At 67.8% G+C, this 16,560-nt stretch carries 18 protein-coding genes; 14 read left to right on the plus strand and 4 right to left on the minus strand.

From position 1 onward, the window contains the following. Positions 1 to 116 precede the first annotated feature (116 nt). From petA to AB5T46_RS02920, 6 genes are all read left to right on the plus strand, one after another. Positions 117 to 770, plus strand: a complete 654-nt coding sequence (petA, locus tag AB5T46_RS02895; protein ID WP_370562322.1) for a ubiquinol-cytochrome c reductase iron-sulfur subunit — start codon at positions 117 to 119, stop codon at positions 768 to 770. Further along, positions 771 to 2,060, plus strand: coding sequence for a cytochrome b (locus AB5T46_RS02900; protein ID WP_370562323.1), 1,290 nt, complete (start codon positions 771 to 773; stop codon positions 2,058 to 2,060). Next, the gene (locus AB5T46_RS02905; protein WP_370562324.1) at positions 2,053 to 2,850 is read left to right on the plus strand and encodes a cytochrome c1; all 798 of its coding nucleotides are present in this window, start codon (positions 2,053 to 2,055) and stop codon (positions 2,848 to 2,850) included. Before AB5T46_RS02900 ends, AB5T46_RS02905 begins: the two co-directional genes overlap by 8 nt. Positions 2,851 to 3,022: 172 nt before the next feature. Continuing rightward, a complete protein-coding gene (locus AB5T46_RS02910; RefSeq protein ID WP_370562444.1) occupies positions 3,023 to 3,658 on the plus strand; it encodes a glutathione S-transferase N-terminal domain-containing protein in 636 nt (211 codons plus the stop codon). A 138-nt stretch (positions 3,659 to 3,796) separates the two neighbouring features. Then, the gene (locus tag AB5T46_RS02915) at positions 3,797 to 4,240 is read left to right on the plus strand and encodes a ClpXP protease specificity-enhancing factor (RefSeq protein ID WP_370562325.1); all 444 of its coding nucleotides are present in this window, start codon (positions 3,797 to 3,799) and stop codon (positions 4,238 to 4,240) included. 74 nt (positions 4,241 to 4,314) lie between these two features. Further along, entirely contained in the window at positions 4,315 to 4,461 is a 147-nt protein-coding gene (locus AB5T46_RS02920) for a hypothetical protein (protein ID WP_370562326.1), read from the plus strand. A 145-nt stretch (positions 4,462 to 4,606) separates the two neighbouring features. Here the strand turns inward: AB5T46_RS02920 and AB5T46_RS02925 are convergent, their stop codons facing one another. The 3 genes from AB5T46_RS02925 to AB5T46_RS02935 all read right to left on the minus strand — a co-directional run bounded on the left by AB5T46_RS02925 (position 4,607) and on the right by AB5T46_RS02935 (position 6,543). Beyond that, positions 4,607 to 4,930 (minus strand): DUF3301 domain-containing protein, encoded by a 324-nt coding sequence (locus AB5T46_RS02925; protein WP_370562327.1) that lies wholly within the window; start codon positions 4,928 to 4,930, stop codon positions 4,607 to 4,609. A 415-nt stretch (positions 4,931 to 5,345) separates the two neighbouring features. Beyond that, positions 5,346 to 6,266: a carboxylating nicotinate-nucleotide diphosphorylase gene (nadC, locus tag AB5T46_RS02930; protein ID WP_370562328.1), complete on the minus strand. Its 921-nt coding sequence runs from the start codon at positions 6,264 to 6,266 to the stop codon at positions 5,346 to 5,348. 7 nt (positions 6,267 to 6,273) lie between these two features. Beyond that, positions 6,274 to 6,543: a Trm112 family protein gene (locus AB5T46_RS02935; protein ID WP_370562329.1), complete on the minus strand. Its 270-nt coding sequence runs from the start codon at positions 6,541 to 6,543 to the stop codon at positions 6,274 to 6,276. A 190-nt stretch (positions 6,544 to 6,733) separates the two neighbouring features. On the opposite strand from AB5T46_RS02935, the gene purE reads away from it, so the two are divergent. After that, positions 6,734 to 7,273 (plus strand): 5-(carboxyamino)imidazole ribonucleotide mutase, encoded by a 540-nt coding sequence (purE, locus tag AB5T46_RS02940; RefSeq protein ID WP_370562330.1) that lies wholly within the window; start codon positions 6,734 to 6,736, stop codon positions 7,271 to 7,273. A gap of 142 nt (positions 7,274 to 7,415) precedes the next feature. Further along, complete coding sequence (locus tag AB5T46_RS02945) at positions 7,416 to 8,594, plus strand: 5-(carboxyamino)imidazole ribonucleotide synthase (protein ID WP_370562331.1); 1,179 nt, start codon at positions 7,416 to 7,418, stop codon at positions 8,592 to 8,594. Positions 8,595 to 8,933: 339 nt separating this feature from the next. Here AB5T46_RS02945 and AB5T46_RS02950 read toward each other — a convergent pair whose 3' ends face one another. Further along, the gene (locus AB5T46_RS02950; protein WP_370562332.1) at positions 8,934 to 9,521 is read right to left on the minus strand and encodes a Fe-Mn family superoxide dismutase; all 588 of its coding nucleotides are present in this window, start codon (positions 9,519 to 9,521) and stop codon (positions 8,934 to 8,936) included. Between the two features lie 152 nt (positions 9,522 to 9,673). Here AB5T46_RS02950 and grxD point away from each other — a divergent pair, with 152 nt between their 5' ends. From grxD to ppnN, 6 genes are all read left to right on the plus strand, one after another. Beyond that, entirely contained in the window at positions 9,674 to 9,994 is a 321-nt protein-coding gene (gene grxD / locus AB5T46_RS02955; protein ID WP_370562333.1) for a Grx4 family monothiol glutaredoxin, read from the plus strand. A 5-nt stretch (positions 9,995 to 9,999) separates the two neighbouring features. Beyond that, the gene (locus tag AB5T46_RS02960) at positions 10,000 to 10,743 is read left to right on the plus strand and encodes an SDR family NAD(P)-dependent oxidoreductase (RefSeq protein ID WP_370562445.1); all 744 of its coding nucleotides are present in this window, start codon (positions 10,000 to 10,002) and stop codon (positions 10,741 to 10,743) included. A gap of 39 nt (positions 10,744 to 10,782) precedes the next feature. After that, positions 10,783 to 11,382 (plus strand): YhgN family NAAT transporter, encoded by a 600-nt coding sequence (locus AB5T46_RS02965; protein WP_370562446.1) that lies wholly within the window; start codon positions 10,783 to 10,785, stop codon positions 11,380 to 11,382. A gap of 250 nt (positions 11,383 to 11,632) precedes the next feature. Then, positions 11,633 to 14,806 carry a TonB-dependent receptor gene (locus AB5T46_RS02970; protein WP_370562334.1) on the plus strand — a complete coding sequence of 1,058 codons (3,174 nt, stop codon included), beginning with the start codon at positions 11,633 to 11,635 and terminating at the stop codon, positions 14,804 to 14,806. A 119-nt stretch (positions 14,807 to 14,925) separates the two neighbouring features. Then, a complete protein-coding gene (locus AB5T46_RS02975; RefSeq protein WP_370562335.1) occupies positions 14,926 to 15,057 on the plus strand; it encodes a hypothetical protein in 132 nt (43 codons plus the stop codon). A gap of 106 nt (positions 15,058 to 15,163) precedes the next feature. Next, on the plus strand, positions 15,164 to 16,549 hold the full coding sequence (gene ppnN / locus AB5T46_RS02980) for a nucleotide 5'-monophosphate nucleosidase PpnN (RefSeq protein WP_370562336.1): 1,386 nt from the start codon (positions 15,164 to 15,166) through the stop codon (positions 16,547 to 16,549). Positions 16,550 to 16,560: the final 11 nt, after the last annotated feature.

Genomic DNA, 16,560 nt, shown 5'->3' on the forward strand with positions numbered 1-16,560 from the left:
GCCGATTCAGCGTTCCGTTACACTTTACCGTCTTTGCGGCCGCTTCCGGCGAGGGAGCCGGCATGCGGCAGCCAGAATTCAACAAGTAGCTACCGAAAGGGTTTGCGGAGTGCAGGATGGTCAATGAAGCGGTGATCGATCCCGCCGGCGGTGAGGATTCAATCAACACGGGGCGGCGCCGGTTCCTGACCGCGACCACGTCGGTGGTCGGTGCGGTCGGCGTGGGCATCGCGGCGGTCCCGTTCATCAAGTCCTGGAACCCGAGCGCGCGCGCGCTGCTCGCCGGTGCGCCGGTGACCGTCGATATCAGCGCGCTGCAGGAAGGCCAGCGGCTGGTGGTGGAATGGCGTGGGCAGCCGATCTGGATCGTCAAGCGCTCCAAGGCGATCCTCGAGGCGCTGCCGACCCTGGACAGCCAGCTGCGCGACCCCGAGTCCGAGAACACCGACCAGCAGCCGGAGTACGTGCGCGAAGCCAATCCCGAGCTGCGCTCGATCCGCCCCGAGATCTCGGTGCTGGTGGGCCTGTGCACCCACCTGGGCTGCTCGCCGGAGATGGTCGCCGAGATCCGCCCCGAGCCGTTCGATCCGAACTGGAAGGGCGGCTATTTCTGCCCCTGCCACAAGTCGAAGTTCGACATGGCCGGCCGGGTCTACAAGGGCGTGCCGGCGCCGATCAACCTGGCCGTCCCGCCGCACTACTACACCGACGACAACACCATCGTCGTCGGCGTCGATCCCTCGCAGTCCAACGATACGGGGGCCGCATAAATGGCGAACATCGACGACAAGGCCTCCGCGCCCAACGATCCCACCACCGGCGTCATCGCCGCGTTCCAGGCCTGGTTCAACGACCGCACGCCTGGCCTGCTGCCCGTGTACCGCAAGCACATGACGGAGTACTTCGCGCCGAAGAACTTCAACGTCATGTACTACTTCGGTTCGCTGGCGCTGCTGGTGCTGGTGAACCAGATCGTCACCGGCATCTTCCTGACGATGCACTTCAAGCCGAGCGCCGCCGAGGCCTTCAGCTCGGTCGAGTACATCATGCGCGACGTCGAGTGGGGCTGGCTGATCCGCTACATGCACTCCACCGGCGCGTCGCTGTTCTTCATCGTCGTCTACCTGCACATGTTCCGCGGGCTGATGTACGGTAGCTACCAGAAGCCGCGCGAGCTGGTGTGGGTCCTGGGCATGCTGATCTACCTGGTGCTGATGGCCGAGGCCTTCATGGGCTACGTGTTGCCCTGGGGGCAGATGTCGTTCTGGGGCGCCAAGGTGATCATCTCGTTGTTCGGCGCGATCCCGGTGATCGGCAACGGCCTGACCGAGTGGATCATGGGCGACTTCCTGCCCGGCGACGCCACCATCAACCGCTTCTTCGCGCTGCACGTGATCGCGCTGCCGCTGGTGCTGCTGCTGCTGGTGGTGCTGCACCTGGGCGCGCTGCACGAGGTCGGCTCCAACAACCCCGACGGCGTCGACATCAAGAAGGGGCCGAAGGGCAACCGCTGGTCCGCCAAGGCGCCGCTCGACTCCATCCCCTTCCATCCGTACTACACGGTCAAGGACCTGGTCGGCGTCGGCTTCCTGCTGATCCTGGCCGCCTTCATCATCTTCTTCACTCCGGAGATGGGTGGCTGGTTCCTCGAACACGACAACTTCGTCGAGGCCAATCCGCTGGTCACGCCGGAGCACATCAAGCCGGTCTGGTACTACACGCCGTACTACGCGATGCTGCGTGTGATCCCGCACAAGCTGAGCGGCGTGCTGGTGATGTTCGGCGCGATCGCGATCCTGTTCGCGGTGCCGTGGCTCGACCGCGCCAAGGTCAAGTCCTACCGCTACCGCGGCCTGCTGTCGAAGGTGCTGCTGGGCCTGTTCGCGATCAGCTTCATCTGGCTGGGCAAGATCGGCGCCGGCCCGGGCACCGATCCGGTCGAGACCATCATCGGCCGCTTCCTGACCTTCTTCTACTTCGCGTTCTTCATCACCATGCCGCTATGGACCAGGATCGACCGGACCAAGCCGGTGCCGGAGCGGGTGACGACCCATGACTAACTCGGGAATCGGGAATCGGGAATCGGGAATCGTGAGCAGCCGATACCGAGGCTTCGTCCGCAGTGCGGCCGCGTTCGTCGTCAGCCTGTTGATTCCGGCCGCCGCACTCGCTGCCGAAGGCGGCGCGCTGCAGCAGTCGGGTGCCGACATCGCCGACCGCGCGTCCCTGCAGCGCGGCGCGCAGCTGTTCATGAACTATTGCTCCGGCTGCCATTCGCTGAAGTACCTGCGCTACTCGCGCATGGCCGACGATCTCGGGCTCAGCGAAGAGGAGGTCATGCAGAACCTCAACTTCTCCGGCGCCGACTACGGCGAGCACGTCATCGCGTCGATGCCGGCCGCGCATGCCGAGGACTGGTTCGGCAAGGCGCCGCCTGACCTGTCGCTGATCGTGCGCACCAAGGCCGGTGGTCCCGACTGGATCTATACCTTCCTCAAGTCCTTCTACCAGGACGAGTCGAGCACGCTGGGCTGGAACAACACGCTCTATCCGAACGTGTCGATGCCGAACCCGCTGTGGGAGATGCAGGGCCTGCAGCGTCCGGTGTACGGCGAGCCCGACGAGATCGGCGAGCCGACGATCGAGCATCTGGAACTGGCGCAGGCAGGCACGCAGAGCGCCGCCGAGTTCGACCGTACCGCGCGCGACATTTCAGCTTTTCTCGAGTACGCCAGCGAGCCGGCCGCGCTCAAACGCCAGGGTATCGGCGTGTGGGTGATCCTGTTCCTGGCGTTCTTCACGTTCCTCGCCTGGTTGTTGAAGCAGGAGTACTGGCGGGACGTGCACTAGGCGGACCCTCCGCGGGAGCCCGGTCGTCCAGCCGGGTTTTTCCGGATCAGGCCGTCGCAGAACGGCCGATGCGAGAAGGGGAGGGGACGGCTCGGGAACCGGGGCGACCGCCCGCAGTGGGCAGGCGGCGTCGATGCGGCCGGCGGTATCCGGCTGCGGGAGAGAGCCGATGATGGCCGCGAATCCGCGTATGCGTAATGCCCTGACCCTGTTTTCGTCCGTCGACGATGTGCTCTGCCATCGCGTGCGCCTGGTGCTGGCCGCGAAAGGCGTCACCTACGACCTGATCCAGGTGGATCCGCAGAATCCTCCCGAGGACCTGATCGACCTCAACCCGTACCACTCGGTGCCCACCCTGGTCGAGCGCGACCTGGTGCTGTACGCCGCATCGGTGGTCTGCGAATACCTCGACGAGCGTTATCCGCATCCGCCGCTGATGCCGGTCGATCCGCTTTCCCGCGCGCGCCTGCGCCTGGCGATGCTGCGCCTGGAGCATGACTGGGTGCCGCAGATCCAGGCGATCCAGATCGGCAACAAGCAGCAGGCCGAGGCCGCCCGCAAGCGCCTGAGGGAGCTGCTGACCGCGTCGGTGCCGCTGTTCAAGGCCAGCAAGTTCTTCCTGAGTGCGGAAATGAGCCTGGCCGACTGCGCGATGGCCCCGATCATCTGGCGCCTGCGCACGCTCGACGTGCCGCTGCCGAAGGACGGCAAGGCGATCGAGGACTACGGCAACCGCATCTTCCGCGGTCCCGGTTTCGTACGCAGCCTGACGCCGCAGGAAAAGAACCTGCGGGAACTGCCCGGCTGAGTGCGCCGCCGACGCTGCGCAGGCTCCGGAACACGCCGTCCGTCCGTAGGAGCGCCGGGCCTGCAGCCGCTGTCGGAGGCCTAGGAAAGCCGACAGCGCCGGCGGCAACCGGCGGCCTCCGCAGGTACACTTCCGGCCATGAGCGATGAGCACGTACAACGCATGACCAGCCATCGCCCGTACCTGCTGCGGGCGCTGTACGAGTGGATCGTCGACAACGGCATGACGCCGCACGTTCTGGTCGACGCGGAGCAGCCCGGGGTGCGCGTGCCCACGCATGCGGTGAAGGAAGGCCGGGTGGTGCTCAACATCGCCGAGCGTGCGGTGACCCGGCTCGAGATGGACAACGCCGGCGTGCGTTTCAGCGCGCGCTTCGGCGGCGCCAGCCATCCGGTCGACGTACCGATCTCGGCGGTGCTGGCGATCTATGCGCGCGAGACCGGGCACGGAATGGTGCTGCCGGAGGATGTCGGCGGGTCCGCGCCGGATCCCGACGACGAGCCGCCGGCGCCCGACGACGGCCCCGGCGGCGACGATGCGCCGACGCCCAAACGCGGCTCGCATCTGCGGGTAGTGAAGTAGCCGGGATTCGGAACGCGAAACGCAGGACTTGGGAAGCGGAACGCGGGCCGCGGGCGCGGGATTCAGGATTCGGGATGACCAGCCGTTCGGCTGTTGAAAACCGGGATTCGGGGAACGCTAACGGCTCGTCATTCCAGCGCAAGCGGGGATCCATCTTGATCTTGCTGTCGTTCCAGCGTCGCCAGGCTGCTGCAAATGGTTCCCCGCTTGCGCTGGAATGACGAGCAAAACTCTGGCCGGCAGATCCAGCTTGCGCTGGGATGACGAGAAAAAACGCGGTCGGCAGACCCAACTTGCGCCGGGATGACGAGCAAAACGCGGTCGGGCTCCTATGGGCACCGGGTCCCGCACCCGGTGCACCGGCGCTCAATGTGGCAACGTATCCGCCGCTCGCACCGGGCCGCTGAACGACACCAGGGTGTCGCCGCGCAGCACCAGCCGGCCGACGTGCCGCTCGACGCCGTCCTCGGAGTACTCGAAGCGGAAGCTGCGCTCGAAACCGAGTCGGCCGTCGTCGCCGCGGCGCAGGCGCAGGCCGGCGGCATGCACGGTCTGGTCCAGCCATTGCACGCCGGCGGCGCGGCAGGCCTGGCGCCCGATGCGCCCGGCACGCTCGGCGGCGGCGCGCGAGGCACTCCAGAACGCGAACGCCGCGGCGGCGGCGATCATCAGCAGGATCAATCCGGACATGGCGTTACTGTGGGGGCGCCTGGGGGAACGGGCAAGCGGTTCCGGTGACGACGGCGCTCGATACGTTCCGGCACTTGCCTATGGGGGCGGCGGCCCAGGCATGGTGACATGCGACGGCGTGGTTGTAGTCGCCGAGGCCGTCCTCCCGTAGGAGCGCGCCATGCGCGCGATACCCCCGAACCGTGCCGACCAGCGCCTTCCGCCATCCCGGGTGGCTACCGCCTCATGCCGTGGGTGGTCGTCATGGTTCCGCCATACCCGGCATATCCAGCATCGCTGGCATCGCGCATGATGCCGCGCCAGGCCGGTCTTCTCCGCCGCGGTGAGAAATGGGCCGTTGCCGCGGGCGGTGCGAATTCGGTAGTCGAGCTTAGCAAGACGGACCGGCACCTTACCCTTTGGCTTGAGGCGCCGGCTATTCATTGGCGGCACCCGTGGCGACGGGTCTGATCTCACCGCGGCGGAGAAGACCGCCTGGCGCGCCCAGCTTCAGCGACAGGTCGATCGCGTGCACGTGCTTGGTCAGCGCGCCGATCGAGATGCAGTCGACGCCGTCGGCGGCCACGGCGCGCACGCTGTCCAGGTCGACGCCGCCGGAGACCTCCAGCGGAATGCGGGCGCCGGCCGGGGCCTCCGCGGCGATCCGCACCGCCTCGCGGCGCGTGGCGGCATCGAAGTCGTCGATCAGGATGCGGTCGCAGCCGGCCGCCAGCGCCTCGCGCAGCTGCGCCAGGGTCTCGACCTCGACGATCAGCGGCAGCGCCGGATGCAGCGCCCGCGCCGCGGCGATCGCGGCGGCGACCGATCCGCAGACGCGCACGTGGTTTTCCTTCAGCATCACCGCGTCGAACAGGCCGATGCGATGGTTGACGCCGCCGCCGACGCGCACGGCGTACTTCTGCGCCTGGCGCAGCCCGGGCAAGGTCTTGCGGGTGTCGAGGATGCGCGCGCCGGTGCCGTGCACGGCATCGACGTAGGCGGCGGTGGCGGTGGCGGTACCGCTCAGCGTCTGCATGAAGTTGAGCGAGGCGCGCTCGGCGCTGACCAGGGCGCGGGCGCGGCCCGACAGCGTGGCCAGCACGGTCCCGGCCGCGACCCGGTCGCCCTCGTCCACGCGCCAGTCGATGCGCACGTCGGGGTCGAGCGCGCGGTGGCAGGCGTCGAACCAGGGCCGGCCGCACACCACCGCGGCCTCCTTGCACAGCAGGAACGCGCGGTCGGCGGTGTCGGGCAGCAGCGCGGCGGTGACGTCGCCGTCGCCGAGATCCTCCGCCAGCGCGCGCGCGACGTCGGCCTCGACGACCTCTGCCGGAGGCGCTGCGGTCGCGATCGTCATCGCGGCGTCAACCGGCGGGAAAGCCGTCGATCTGTCCGGTGGGAATCGCCTCTTCCACCAGCAGTACCGGGATGCCGTCGTCGATCCGGTAGACGCGCTTGCGGTCGCGGGTCACCAGCGCCGCCTGCAGCGGTTCGGTCTGCACGCTGTCGTCGACGCGGGTGACGCCACCACCGGCCACCGCGCGGTTCAGCGCCTCCAGGCCGGCCTTGGAGAGCAGCGCCAGCGGCTGCCGGCTGGCGGGGCAGACGAGAATGTCGAGCAGCTTGTGGTCCATGAGAGCCGGGATTGGGGATTCGGGATTGGGATTCGTTCAAAAGCGTATCACCTCGGCGTCGCCGCAAGCTCGCGGTCGAACGATGCGGTCGCTTCGGCTCTTGCCGGTTCCGGTGTCCGACAGCCGAATGGCTGGTCATCCCCGATCTCCAATCCCGGCTAAAATACGTTTTTAGCGCCCGGAAACGACCATGCCAGCCACGCCAGCCAATCCCGCAGCGCCGCTCGTCGGCATCGTGATGGGCTCGCGCTCGGACTGGGAGACGATGCGGCACGCCGCCGAACGTCTCGATGCGCTGGGCGTGCCGCACGAGGTCCGCGTGGTCTCGGCGCACCGCACCCCGGACGCGATGTTCGACTACGCGGCATCGGCGCAGGCACGCGGCCTGCGCGCGATCGTCGCCGGCGCCGGCGGCGCCGCCCACCTGCCGGGCATGCTGGCGGCCAAGACCGCGGTGCCGGTGCTCGGCGTGCCGGTGCAGTCGAAGACCCTCAACGGGCTCGACTCGCTGCTGTCGATCGTGCAGATGCCGGCCGGGGTGCCGGTGGCGACGTTCGCGATCGGCAAGGCCGGCGCGATCAACGCCGCGCTGTTCGCCGCGGCCCTGCTGGCTGCCGATCACGAGGACATCGCCGCCGCGCTGGCGGCGTTCCGCCAGCGGCAGACCGACGCCGTGGCCGGCGACGACGACCCGCGGCGCCCGCCGGCAGAGCCCGGTACGCCGGCGTGACCACGGTTGGCATCCACAAGCACGCGCCCGGCGCGCGCTTGTTTCCCTCTCCCCGTCCCTCTCCCGCAAGCGGGAGAGGGGGAGTCGGTGCCATGCGGGCGCGTCGTAGCCGGCAATCCGGATTTCTGGAGCACTTTCGCCCATGACGACAGTAGGAATATTGGGCGGCGGGCAGTTGGCCCGCATGCTGGCGCTTGCCGGCGCGCCGCTGGGCCTGCGCTTCCTGGTGATGGACACGTCGGCGGAGGCCTGCGCCGGGCAGTTCGCGCCGCTGCTGGTCGGCGACTACCGCGACGAGTCGGCGCTGGCGGAGTTCGCCTCGCGCGTGGACGTGGCCACGTTCGATTTCGAGAACGTCCCGGCCGAATCGGCACAGTGGCTGAGCGCGCGCGTGCCGGTGTTCCCGAATCCGCGCGCCCTCGGCCTGGCCCAGGACCGGCTGGCCGAGAAGACCCTGTTCCGCGAACTCGGCATCCCGGTGCCGGCCTTCGCCGATGTCGGTTCGCGCGCGGCGCTGGAGACGGCGCTGGCGGCGATCGGCTTGCCGGCGATCCTCAAGACCCGGCGCCTGGGCTACGACGGCAAGGGCCAGTTCCGATTGAAGCCGGGAGTAGGGAATGGGGATTCGGGATTCGGAGAAGCAGAGGCCGCGGCGGACGCGGCGTGGGCGGCGCTGGGGCCGCAGGCGGATCGCGTCGGCCTGATCCTCGAAGCCTTCGTGCCGTTCGAGCGCGAGTTGAGCGTGGTCGCCGTGCGCGGGCGCGACGGCAGTTTCCGCACTTGGCCGCTGACCGAGAACTGGCATGTCGACGGCGTGCTGTCCGCCAGCCTGGCGCCCGCCAGGGTCGACCCGGCGCTGGCCGAGGCCGCCATCGCGCATGCGGGCAGGCTGGCCGAGGCGCTGGACTACGTCGGCGTGTTCGCGCTGGAGCTGTTCTGCCGTGACGGCGAACTGCTCGCCAACGAACTGGCGCCGCGCGTGCACAACTCCGGGCACTGGACCATCGAGGGCGCGGAGACCTCGCAGTTCGAGAACCACCTGCGCGCGGTGCTCGGCCGCACCTCCGGCGCGACCAGCATGCGCGGGCATGCCTGCATGCTCAACTGGATCGGGGAACTGCCCGACTCGGTGTCGGTGCTGGCGGAGCCGGGCGGTCATTGGCACGACTACGGCAAGTCGACGCGCGCGGGGCGCAAGGTGGGGCATGCCACCGTGCGCGCGGACACCCCAGAGGCGCTGGCCGGCATGCTGCGGCGCATCGGCGACGCCCTGGGCCGGCAGGCGCAGGTGGAACCGGTGATCGCGGCGCTGTCCCGGTAAAGGCCTTGGAGGGGCTTTTGCCGCAAACCGCGCGTTCGTCAGGCCCAAGTTCCCAGATCGGTTGCCGGGCATTGTGATCGAACTCCACCCGCAGGAGGCGCGAATATCGGCACCCGTAGAGCCGAGCTTGCTCGGCTGCGCGGCATGGCATCCGGAGCCACCTGAAGGCAGCGGAGCAAGCTCCGCTCTACGGAACATGGCGCGTCTGCCGCATCGGCTCCTGAGCCTGCGCCCCGTAGAGCCGAGCTTGCTCGGCTGCGCGGCATGGCATCCGGAGCCATCTGAAGGCAGCGGAGCAAGCTCCGCTCTACGCAGGCGGCGGAAACGGAGCCTGGGCGTTCAGCCCAGCCGCGAGGCGGCGAACTCCCAGTTCACCAGCTGCCAGAACGCGTCCAGGTATTTCTCGCGGTTGTCGCGGTAGTCGAGAAAGTACGCGTGCTCCCATAGGCAGCAGGCGAGCAGCGGCGTGTCGCTGCCGGTCAGCGGCGTGACCGTGTGCGGCGTGGCCGCGATCGCCAGGCGGCCGTCGTCGCGCCGCAGCAGCCAGATCCAGCCGGCGCCGAAGCCGCGCAGGGCGGTGGCGGTGAACTGCGCGCGGAAGCCGGCGACATCCCCGAACGCGACTGCCAGCGCGTCGGCCAACGCGCCTTCCGGCTCGCCGCCGCCGCCGGCCGCCGCCGGCTTCAGGCAGCTCCAGTAGAACGCGGTGCTCCAGGCCTGCGCTGCGTGTTCGGCCATCGCGCCCTGGGCCTTGCGCACGATCTCCTCCAACTCGAGCCCGGCGAAGGCGGTGCCCGCGGCCATGGCGTTGAGCCGGTCCACGTGGCCGCGCTGGTGGCGGCCGTGGTGCTGGTCGACGGTGTCGCCGGAAATATGCGGTTCCAGCGCCGTGCGGTCGTACGGAAGGGCGGGCAGTTCGATGGCCATCGGCACCGGTGTTCGGGGGGAATGCGCGGCGGGCGGCCAGGGCCCGCGATCGCATGAAGGCTTACAATGCACGATTCTAACCCCACGTCCCGCAGCCGGCCTTCGCAATTCCTTCGCGCGCCGGCGCGCGGCGTATTGCAGGAGAACGCCCCATGGCTGTCATGCAGCGGATCCAGGCCGAGGTCGAGGGCCACCCGATCGTCCTTTTCATGAAAGGCACCCCGCAATTCCCGATGTGCGGCTTTTCCAGCCGCACGGTGAAGGCGCTGAAGGATGCCGGCGTCACCGACCTGCGCACCATCAACGTGCTCGAGGAGCCGGAGATCCGCGCCAACCTGCCGCGCTACTCCAACTGGCCGACGTTTCCGCAACTGTTCGTCCACGGCGAGCTGATCGGCGGCTGCGACATCGCCCTGGAACTGTACGAGTCCGGCGAGCTGGCGCGGATGATCTCGGAGGCGCAGAAGGCGTGAACGCGGTGCCGCCCGATGCGCGGCCGGCGACGGCCGCGGCGCTGCACGGGCGCGTGGTGCTGGTGGTGGGGGCGCACGGCGGGCTCGGCCGCGCCGCCGCGCTGGCCTGCGCCCGCGCCGGCGCCCGCCTGGTGCTGCTCGGGCGCCGCGTTCCCAAGCTCAACCGGGTGCACGACGCGATCGTGCAGGGCGGCGGCGAGGCGACGCTGTACCCGCTCGACCTGGAAGGCGCCAGCGCCGACGACTACGCCGAACTGGCCGCGCGCATCGAGGCCGAGTTCGGCCGTCTCGACGGCCTGCTGCACTGCGCCGCCTGGTTCCGCGGCCTGACCCCGCTCGAGCACACCGAACCGGCCGCGTTCGCGCGCGCGCTGCATGTCAATCTCACCGCGCGCTGGTGGCTCACCCAGGCCTGCCTGCCGCTGCTGCGGCGCGCGGCCGACAGCGCGGTGGTGTTCGTGATCGACGATCCCGACGCGACCCGCCAGGCTTATTGGGGCGGCTACGGCATCGCCCAGTCCGGGCAGCAGGCGCTGGTGCCGATGCTGCACGCCGAACTCGCCGCGACGCCGGTGCGGATCAGCGGCCTGCAGCCGGGGCCGATGCGCACCGCGTTGCGGGCGCAGATCAGCGCCGAGGGCGACCGGGGGCAGGCGCGTGATCCGGGCGACTACGCCGACGCGTGCGTCCACCTGCTGTCGGCCGAAGGCGCGGCGCAGCGTGGCCGGATCTGGTGCCCGGCGCCGTGAGCCATGCGCCGATGACCGCCTTCCGATGACGGCATGCCGATGACGATCGCCTCCGCCGCACTGCTGCTGTTCCTGATCTTGGATCCCTTGGGCAACGTGCCCGTGTTCCTGAGCATGCTGCGGCGCCTGACACCCAGGCGCCAGCGGGTCGTGCTGGCGCGCGAGCTGCTGATCGCGCTGGCGGTGCTGATGCTGTTCCTGTGGGCCGGCAAGTACGCGCTGGAGCTGATGCACCTGCGCCAGGAATCGGTGGCGATCGCCGGCGGCATCGTGCTGTTCCTGATCGGCCTGCGCATGATCTTCCCGCCGCCGCAGGGGCTGATGGGCGAGCTGCCGGACGGCGAGCCGTTCATCGTCCCCATGGCCATCCCGCTGGTCGCCGGCCCCTCGGGCATGGCGGCGGTGATGCTGATGGGCAGCAACGAGCCCGAGCGCCTGGGCGAGTGGAGCCTGGCGTTGCTGATCGCCTGGGCGGGAACCGCGGCGATCCTGTTCTCGTCCACCTATCTCTACAAGCTGCTCGGCATCCGCGCGCTGACCGCCATCGAGCGGCTGATGGGCATGCTGCTGGTCGCGATCTCGGTGCAGATGCTGCTCGACGGCATCGTCGGCTATCTCCGGATCGGCACGCCGGCCTGAGCGGCGACCACGTGACAAGCACTTAGCGCGCCTTGCTAAGGTGCCGGATAAAAGGCAAGCGGGTCAGTGGCTTGCATCGTTTCGGACCTGTCATTCCGCTGTCATCCGCGGCCATTACCGTGTTAATCTGAAGTTAACCGCTGCGCCTGCATTCGCGTCTCGCGGCCGGGGCTCCCATTTTCCGCATCGCCAGAAACTGGCCGCGCGCACGCACGTGTGGCCGCCACCCACGTATCCGAGGTTATCGACAATGACTCACAAGCACCGCGTCCGACTCTCCAAGCTGTCGCTCGGTCTGATCGTCGCGCTCGCCGCAGCGCCCGCCTTTGCGCAAAGCACGTCCGCCGGTGTCGGCGGTCAGGTGATGGGAGCCGATGGCCAGCCGGTCGCAGGTGCAGAGGTGACGATCGTCCATACCGAGTCGGGCACGGTGAACCGGACCACGACCGATGCGAGCGGACGCTATGACGCACGCGGCCTGCGCGTGGGCGGCCCCTACACGATCACTGTCAACAAGGCCGGTGTCGGTACCGATACCGAGGAAGGCATCTATCTCGATCTGAACAGGGTCAACGCCGTCAACGCGCAACTCGGCGTCGATGCGACGACGCTGGGGACTGTCGCGGTCACCGGCTCGCGCCTGCTGGGCACGTTCAACGCAGACAACAAGGGCGTGGGCACCTCGGTCAGCGGGCGCCAGATGGAACTCCTGCCGCAGGGTAGCCGTTCGCTCGACGATGTCGCGCGTCTGGATCCGCGCGTTTCGGTGACCGACCAGGCCAGCGGCGCGATCTCCGTCGCCGGCGTCAACAATCGCTACAACACCATCTCCGTCGATGGACTGTCGCAGGGTGATCCCTTCGGCCTGAACAGCAACGGCATGCCGTATACCGGCAGCCCGATCTCGGTCGACACCATCGCCGCCTACGACATCAAGATTTCCGATTACGACGTCGCGACAGACACCGTGGGTGCGACCGTCAACGCGGTCACCAAGTCCGGCACGAACGAATTCCACGGCTCCGTGTACTACGTGTACAAGAACGCCGAGGACATGGTCGGCAGCCGCGATGGGGACGACTACAGCCTGTTCGACACCGATACGACCATGGGCTTCACCGTCGGTGGCCCGATCGTGAAGGACAAGCTGTTCTTCTTTGCCTCGTACGAAGAGCAGGAGATCACCGATTTCGGTGGCGCGTCCACGGCCGACGGCTTGACCAATGGCTTTGTGGATCCCGGGGAACTCGAGGACGCGATTGCGGCCGCCAGCGCCCTGGGCATGGAGCCCGGTACCTACGGCTCCGGAGGCGTCAATCTCGACAACGAGCGCTACTTGGTCAAGCTGGACTGGAACATCAGCGACTTCCACCGTGCCAGCCTGACTTACCAGCAGACGGAGGAATTCCGCCCGTCGCCGTACGACGCGTTTTCCGACACCGTGGTGCTGTCCAGCCACTGGTACAACATCGACAACATCACCAAGAACACGTCGCTGCAGCTGTTCAGCGACTGGACCGATAACTTCTCCACCGAGGTCAAGCTCAGCCACCAGAAGTTCGACCAGGTCAACGGCAACCCGATCGACCAGCCGGAAGTGGAGATCGAGACCGCGAACGGCGGTTCGATCTTCATCGGTGAGGACAACAACCGCCACGAGAACCAGATCAACACCGAGCGCTATACCCTGTCTGCGTTCGGTACCTATTACGCCGGCAACCATGCGATCAAGGGAGGTTTCGACTACCTGCGCCACGACGTGTTCAACCTGTACGGGCGTGACCTGCACGGCTCGTACGTGTTCGCCAGCGTCGACGATTTCGCCGCGGGCAACTACGACGTGTACAACCTGCGTCGCCCGTCCGCCGGCTTCACCGAGACGGATACGGCTGCCGCGCTGGTCTATAGCCAGTTCAGCCCGTTCCTGCAGGACACTTGGCAGGTCACCGACAACCTGTCTCTGACCTACGGCGTGCGCATGAACATCCCCAAAGCCGACAAGGCCCCGGTCCGCACCCCCGGCTTCGAAGAGGCCTTCGGTTTCCCGAACGATTACAAGCTGGGTTCGGACAACAAGGTCGTCATGCCGCGCCTGTCCTTCAACTACATGTTCGACACCGAGCGGTATTCGCAGTTGCGCGGTGGCGCGGGCGTCTTCCAAAGCATCCCGCCGTTCGTCTGGTTGGCCAATCCCTACCAGAACAACGGTGTGACCGCGTTGTCGTACCGCTCGTTCGACCCGGCCGACGCGCCGTTCAGCCCCGATCCGTATAACCAGAACGTGCCGGGGGGTGGATCGCCTTCGTTCCAGATCGACTCGATCGACCCGGACTTCAAGCTGCCGACCGTCTACAAGTTCAGCCTCGGCTACGACACGGAACTGCCGTGGATGGGCCTGATCGGTACGGTCGAGCTGCAGCAGATCCAGGCCAAGGACGCCGTGTTCTACCAGGCGCTGAACCTGGGCCCCGCGCAGGGCACTCTGGCCGATGGACGTCAGTACTTCTGGTGCGAGCTCGGCAGCACCAGCAGCAGCAACCGGACCTGCGGCGCCAACCCCGACTTCACCACCAACTCCACGGTCATGGGCAATACGAACAAGGGTTCGGCCACCTCGATGACGTTCGCCCTCAACAAGCCCCTGTCCGAAAACTGGTTCGGCAGCCTCAGCTACACCTTCACCGACGCAGAGGAAGTCGCCTCGGACGGCAGCTCCCAGGCCTGGTCCAGCTATCAGTACGTGTCGCGCGTGAATCCGAACCAGGAGATCACCACCAGGGCCGGCCGCATGGTCCGCGATTCGATCAAGGCCACGCTCGGCTGGGAAAAGGCGCTGTTCGGAAACTACAAGACCAGCATCGCCGCGTACTACAACGGTCGTTCCGGCCTGCCGTACACCTGGACCGTCAACGGTGACACGAACGGCGATGGGATCTTCCAGGATCCGGCGTACATCCCGATGGTCGGCGATCCGATCGTGAGCTACGGCTCGGCCTCGCCCGAGCAGATCGCGGCTTTCCACGAGTTCATTTCGAACAACCCGTACCTCGCCGCGCGCCGCGGCGGCATCGCGGACCGGAACGGCGACCGTTACTCGTGGGTGAACCAGATCGATGTCAGTCTTCAGCAGGAACTTCCCGGCTTCTTCGAGGAACACAAGACGGTGGTCCGACTGGACATCTACAACTTCCTCAACCTGCTGAACAGCGATTGGGGCGAGACGATGGGCGAGACCTTCTCCGACAACACCCGCTACTTGGCCCGGCTGGCATCGGTCAACGCCGATGGCACCTATACGTACGACCTTGGCAGCGCCGACAACCCGACGTGGGAGAGCCTGACTCCGTACGACGCCAGCGGCTCGTATCCTTCCCGCGTGGTATCGCGCTGGTCGGCGATGCTGACCCTGCGTTACCAGTTCTGACCCGCAGTCAATCCTGCAATGCGGAACGGCCGGGCAACCCGGCCGTTCCTGTTTGTGGAGGACGGCCTGCCCGGCCCGCCAACGAGATCGGCTTCCCGCACGGTCGCCGCGTCGCCCGCATGAACGGCATCAACGAGGACGGCCAGTACATCTACGACTTCGACGCGGATGGCGTCTTCGAAGAGCGCCTGTACGACAACACCGGACAGTCGCGCTGGGCGCTGCAGCTCGGCTTCCGCTACAAGTTCTGATCCACGCCGGAACAGGGATTCGAGGAACGGCCGGGCTTGCCCGGCCGTTTCCTTTTCCGGTCGGGGCTGCGCTACAGTGCCGCCCCAACCAAGAAGAACGGCGGCTATGGCAGGCGAGATCAAGGCATCGAGGGCGATGCCGGTGGTGAACGCGCGGATCTACCCGCGCGGCGGGCTGGACGTGCTGTCGCGCGAGGAAGTGGCGCGGCTGAAGGACGCCTCCCATGGCGGCATGCACGACCTGCTGCGCCGCTGCGCGCTGGCGGTGCTGACCAGCGGCAGCGCCTCGGACGACCCGCGCGCCGCGCAGGAGCTGTATCCGGACTTCGACATCCAGGTGCTGCAGCAGGACCGCGGGGTGCGTATCGAGCTGGTCAACGCGCCGGCGATGGCCTTCGTCGACGGCGAGATCATCCGCGGCATCGCCGAGCTGCTGTTCGCCGTGGTGCGCGACCTGGCCTACACCGCGATCGAGCTCGGCGAGGACGCCGTCGACCTGGAGACGACCTCCGGCATCACCGACGCCGTGTTCGGGCTGCTGCGCAACGCGCGCATCCTGCAGCCGGCCGACCCCAACCTGGTGGTCTGCTGGGGCGGGCACTCGATCAACCGCGACGAGTACGACTACACCAAGCTGGTCGGCTACGAGCTCGGCCTGCGCGGCTTCGACATCTGCACCGGCTGCGGCCCGGGCGCGATGAAGGGGCCGATGAAGGGCGCCAACGTCGCCCACGCCAAGCAGCGCCGTTACCAGTCGCGCTACATCGGCATCACCGAGCCGGGCATCATCGCCGCCGAGTCGCCGAACCCGATTGTCAACCACCTGGTGATCATGCCGGACATCGAGAAGCGCCTCGAGGCGTTCGTCCGCCTCGGCCACGGCATCATCGTGTTCCCGGGCGGCGTCGGCACCGCCGAGGAGATCCTGTACCTGCTCGGGCTGATGCTGCGCGAGGAGAATGCGGACCTGCCGTTCCCGCTGATCCTGACCGGCCCGACCGCCTCGGCGCCTTACTTCGAGCAGATCGACCGGTTCCTGCGCCTGACCCTGGGCGAGGCGGCGACCTCGCGCTACGAGATCATCATCTCGGACCCGGAAAAGGTGGCCCGGCGCATGGCCGAGGGCGTCAAGCGCGTGCGCGAGCACCGCCTCGCGCAGCAGGATTCGTTCTACTTCAACTGGTCGCTGGAGATCCCGCTGGAGTTCCAGCAGCCGTTCGTGCCCACCCACGAGGCGATGGCCGCGCTGGACCTGCACCACGGCCGCAAGCCGCACCAGCTGGCCGCCGACCTGCGCCGCGCCTTCTCCGGCATCGTCGCCGGCAACGTCAAGGAGGACGGCATGCGCCGGGTGGAGGAGTTCGGCCCGTTCCAGATCCACGGCGACACCGACATGATGCAGGCCCTCGACGCCCTGCTGCGCGCCTTCGTCGAGCAGCGGCGGATGAAGATCTCGGGGCAGTACCGGCCGTGCTACGAGGTGCTGGCCTGACACAGGTGCCG

This window comes from Luteimonas salinilitoris, from assembly GCF_041300785.1.
Classification (GTDB): domain Bacteria; phylum Pseudomonadota; class Gammaproteobacteria; order Xanthomonadales; family Xanthomonadaceae; genus Luteimonas; species Luteimonas salinilitoris.

What these genes read in the sequence shown, in the direction of transcription:
- petA (WP_370562322.1), top strand. Translation starts at nt 117, where the DNA reads ATGGTCAATGAAGCGGTGATCGATCCCGCCGGCGGTGAGGATTCAATC.
- AB5T46_RS02900 (WP_370562323.1), top strand. Translation starts at nt 771, where the DNA reads ATGGCGAACATCGACGACAAGGCCTCCGCGCCCAACGATCCCACCACC.
- AB5T46_RS02905 (WP_370562324.1), top strand. Translation starts at nt 2,053, where the DNA reads ATGACTAACTCGGGAATCGGGAATCGGGAATCGGGAATCGTGAGCAGC.
- AB5T46_RS02910 (WP_370562444.1), top strand. Translation starts at nt 3,023, where the DNA reads ATGGCCGCGAATCCGCGTATGCGTAATGCCCTGACCCTGTTTTCGTCC.
- AB5T46_RS02915 (WP_370562325.1), top strand. Translation starts at nt 3,797, where the DNA reads ATGAGCGATGAGCACGTACAACGCATGACCAGCCATCGCCCGTACCTG.
- AB5T46_RS02920 (WP_370562326.1), top strand. Translation starts at nt 4,315, where the DNA reads ATGACCAGCCGTTCGGCTGTTGAAAACCGGGATTCGGGGAACGCTAAC.
- AB5T46_RS02925 (WP_370562327.1), bottom strand. Translation starts at nt 4,930, where the DNA reads ATGTCCGGATTGATCCTGCTGATGATCGCCGCCGCCGCGGCGTTCGCG.
- nadC (WP_370562328.1), bottom strand. Translation starts at nt 6,266, where the DNA reads ATGACGATCGCGACCGCAGCGCCTCCGGCAGAGGTCGTCGAGGCCGAC.
- AB5T46_RS02935 (WP_370562329.1), bottom strand. Translation starts at nt 6,543, where the DNA reads ATGGACCACAAGCTGCTCGACATTCTCGTCTGCCCCGCCAGCCGGCAG.
- purE (WP_370562330.1), top strand. Translation starts at nt 6,734, where the DNA reads ATGCCAGCCACGCCAGCCAATCCCGCAGCGCCGCTCGTCGGCATCGTG.
- AB5T46_RS02945 (WP_370562331.1), top strand. Translation starts at nt 7,416, where the DNA reads ATGACGACAGTAGGAATATTGGGCGGCGGGCAGTTGGCCCGCATGCTG.
- AB5T46_RS02950 (WP_370562332.1), bottom strand. Translation starts at nt 9,521, where the DNA reads ATGGCCATCGAACTGCCCGCCCTTCCGTACGACCGCACGGCGCTGGAA.
- grxD (WP_370562333.1), top strand. Translation starts at nt 9,674, where the DNA reads ATGGCTGTCATGCAGCGGATCCAGGCCGAGGTCGAGGGCCACCCGATC.
- AB5T46_RS02965 (WP_370562446.1), top strand. Translation starts at nt 10,783, where the DNA reads ATGACGATCGCCTCCGCCGCACTGCTGCTGTTCCTGATCTTGGATCCC.
- AB5T46_RS02970 (WP_370562334.1), top strand. Translation starts at nt 11,633, where the DNA reads ATGACTCACAAGCACCGCGTCCGACTCTCCAAGCTGTCGCTCGGTCTG.
- AB5T46_RS02975 (WP_370562335.1), top strand. Translation starts at nt 14,926, where the DNA reads ATGAACGGCATCAACGAGGACGGCCAGTACATCTACGACTTCGACGCG.
- ppnN (WP_370562336.1), top strand. Translation starts at nt 15,164, where the DNA reads ATGGCAGGCGAGATCAAGGCATCGAGGGCGATGCCGGTGGTGAACGCG.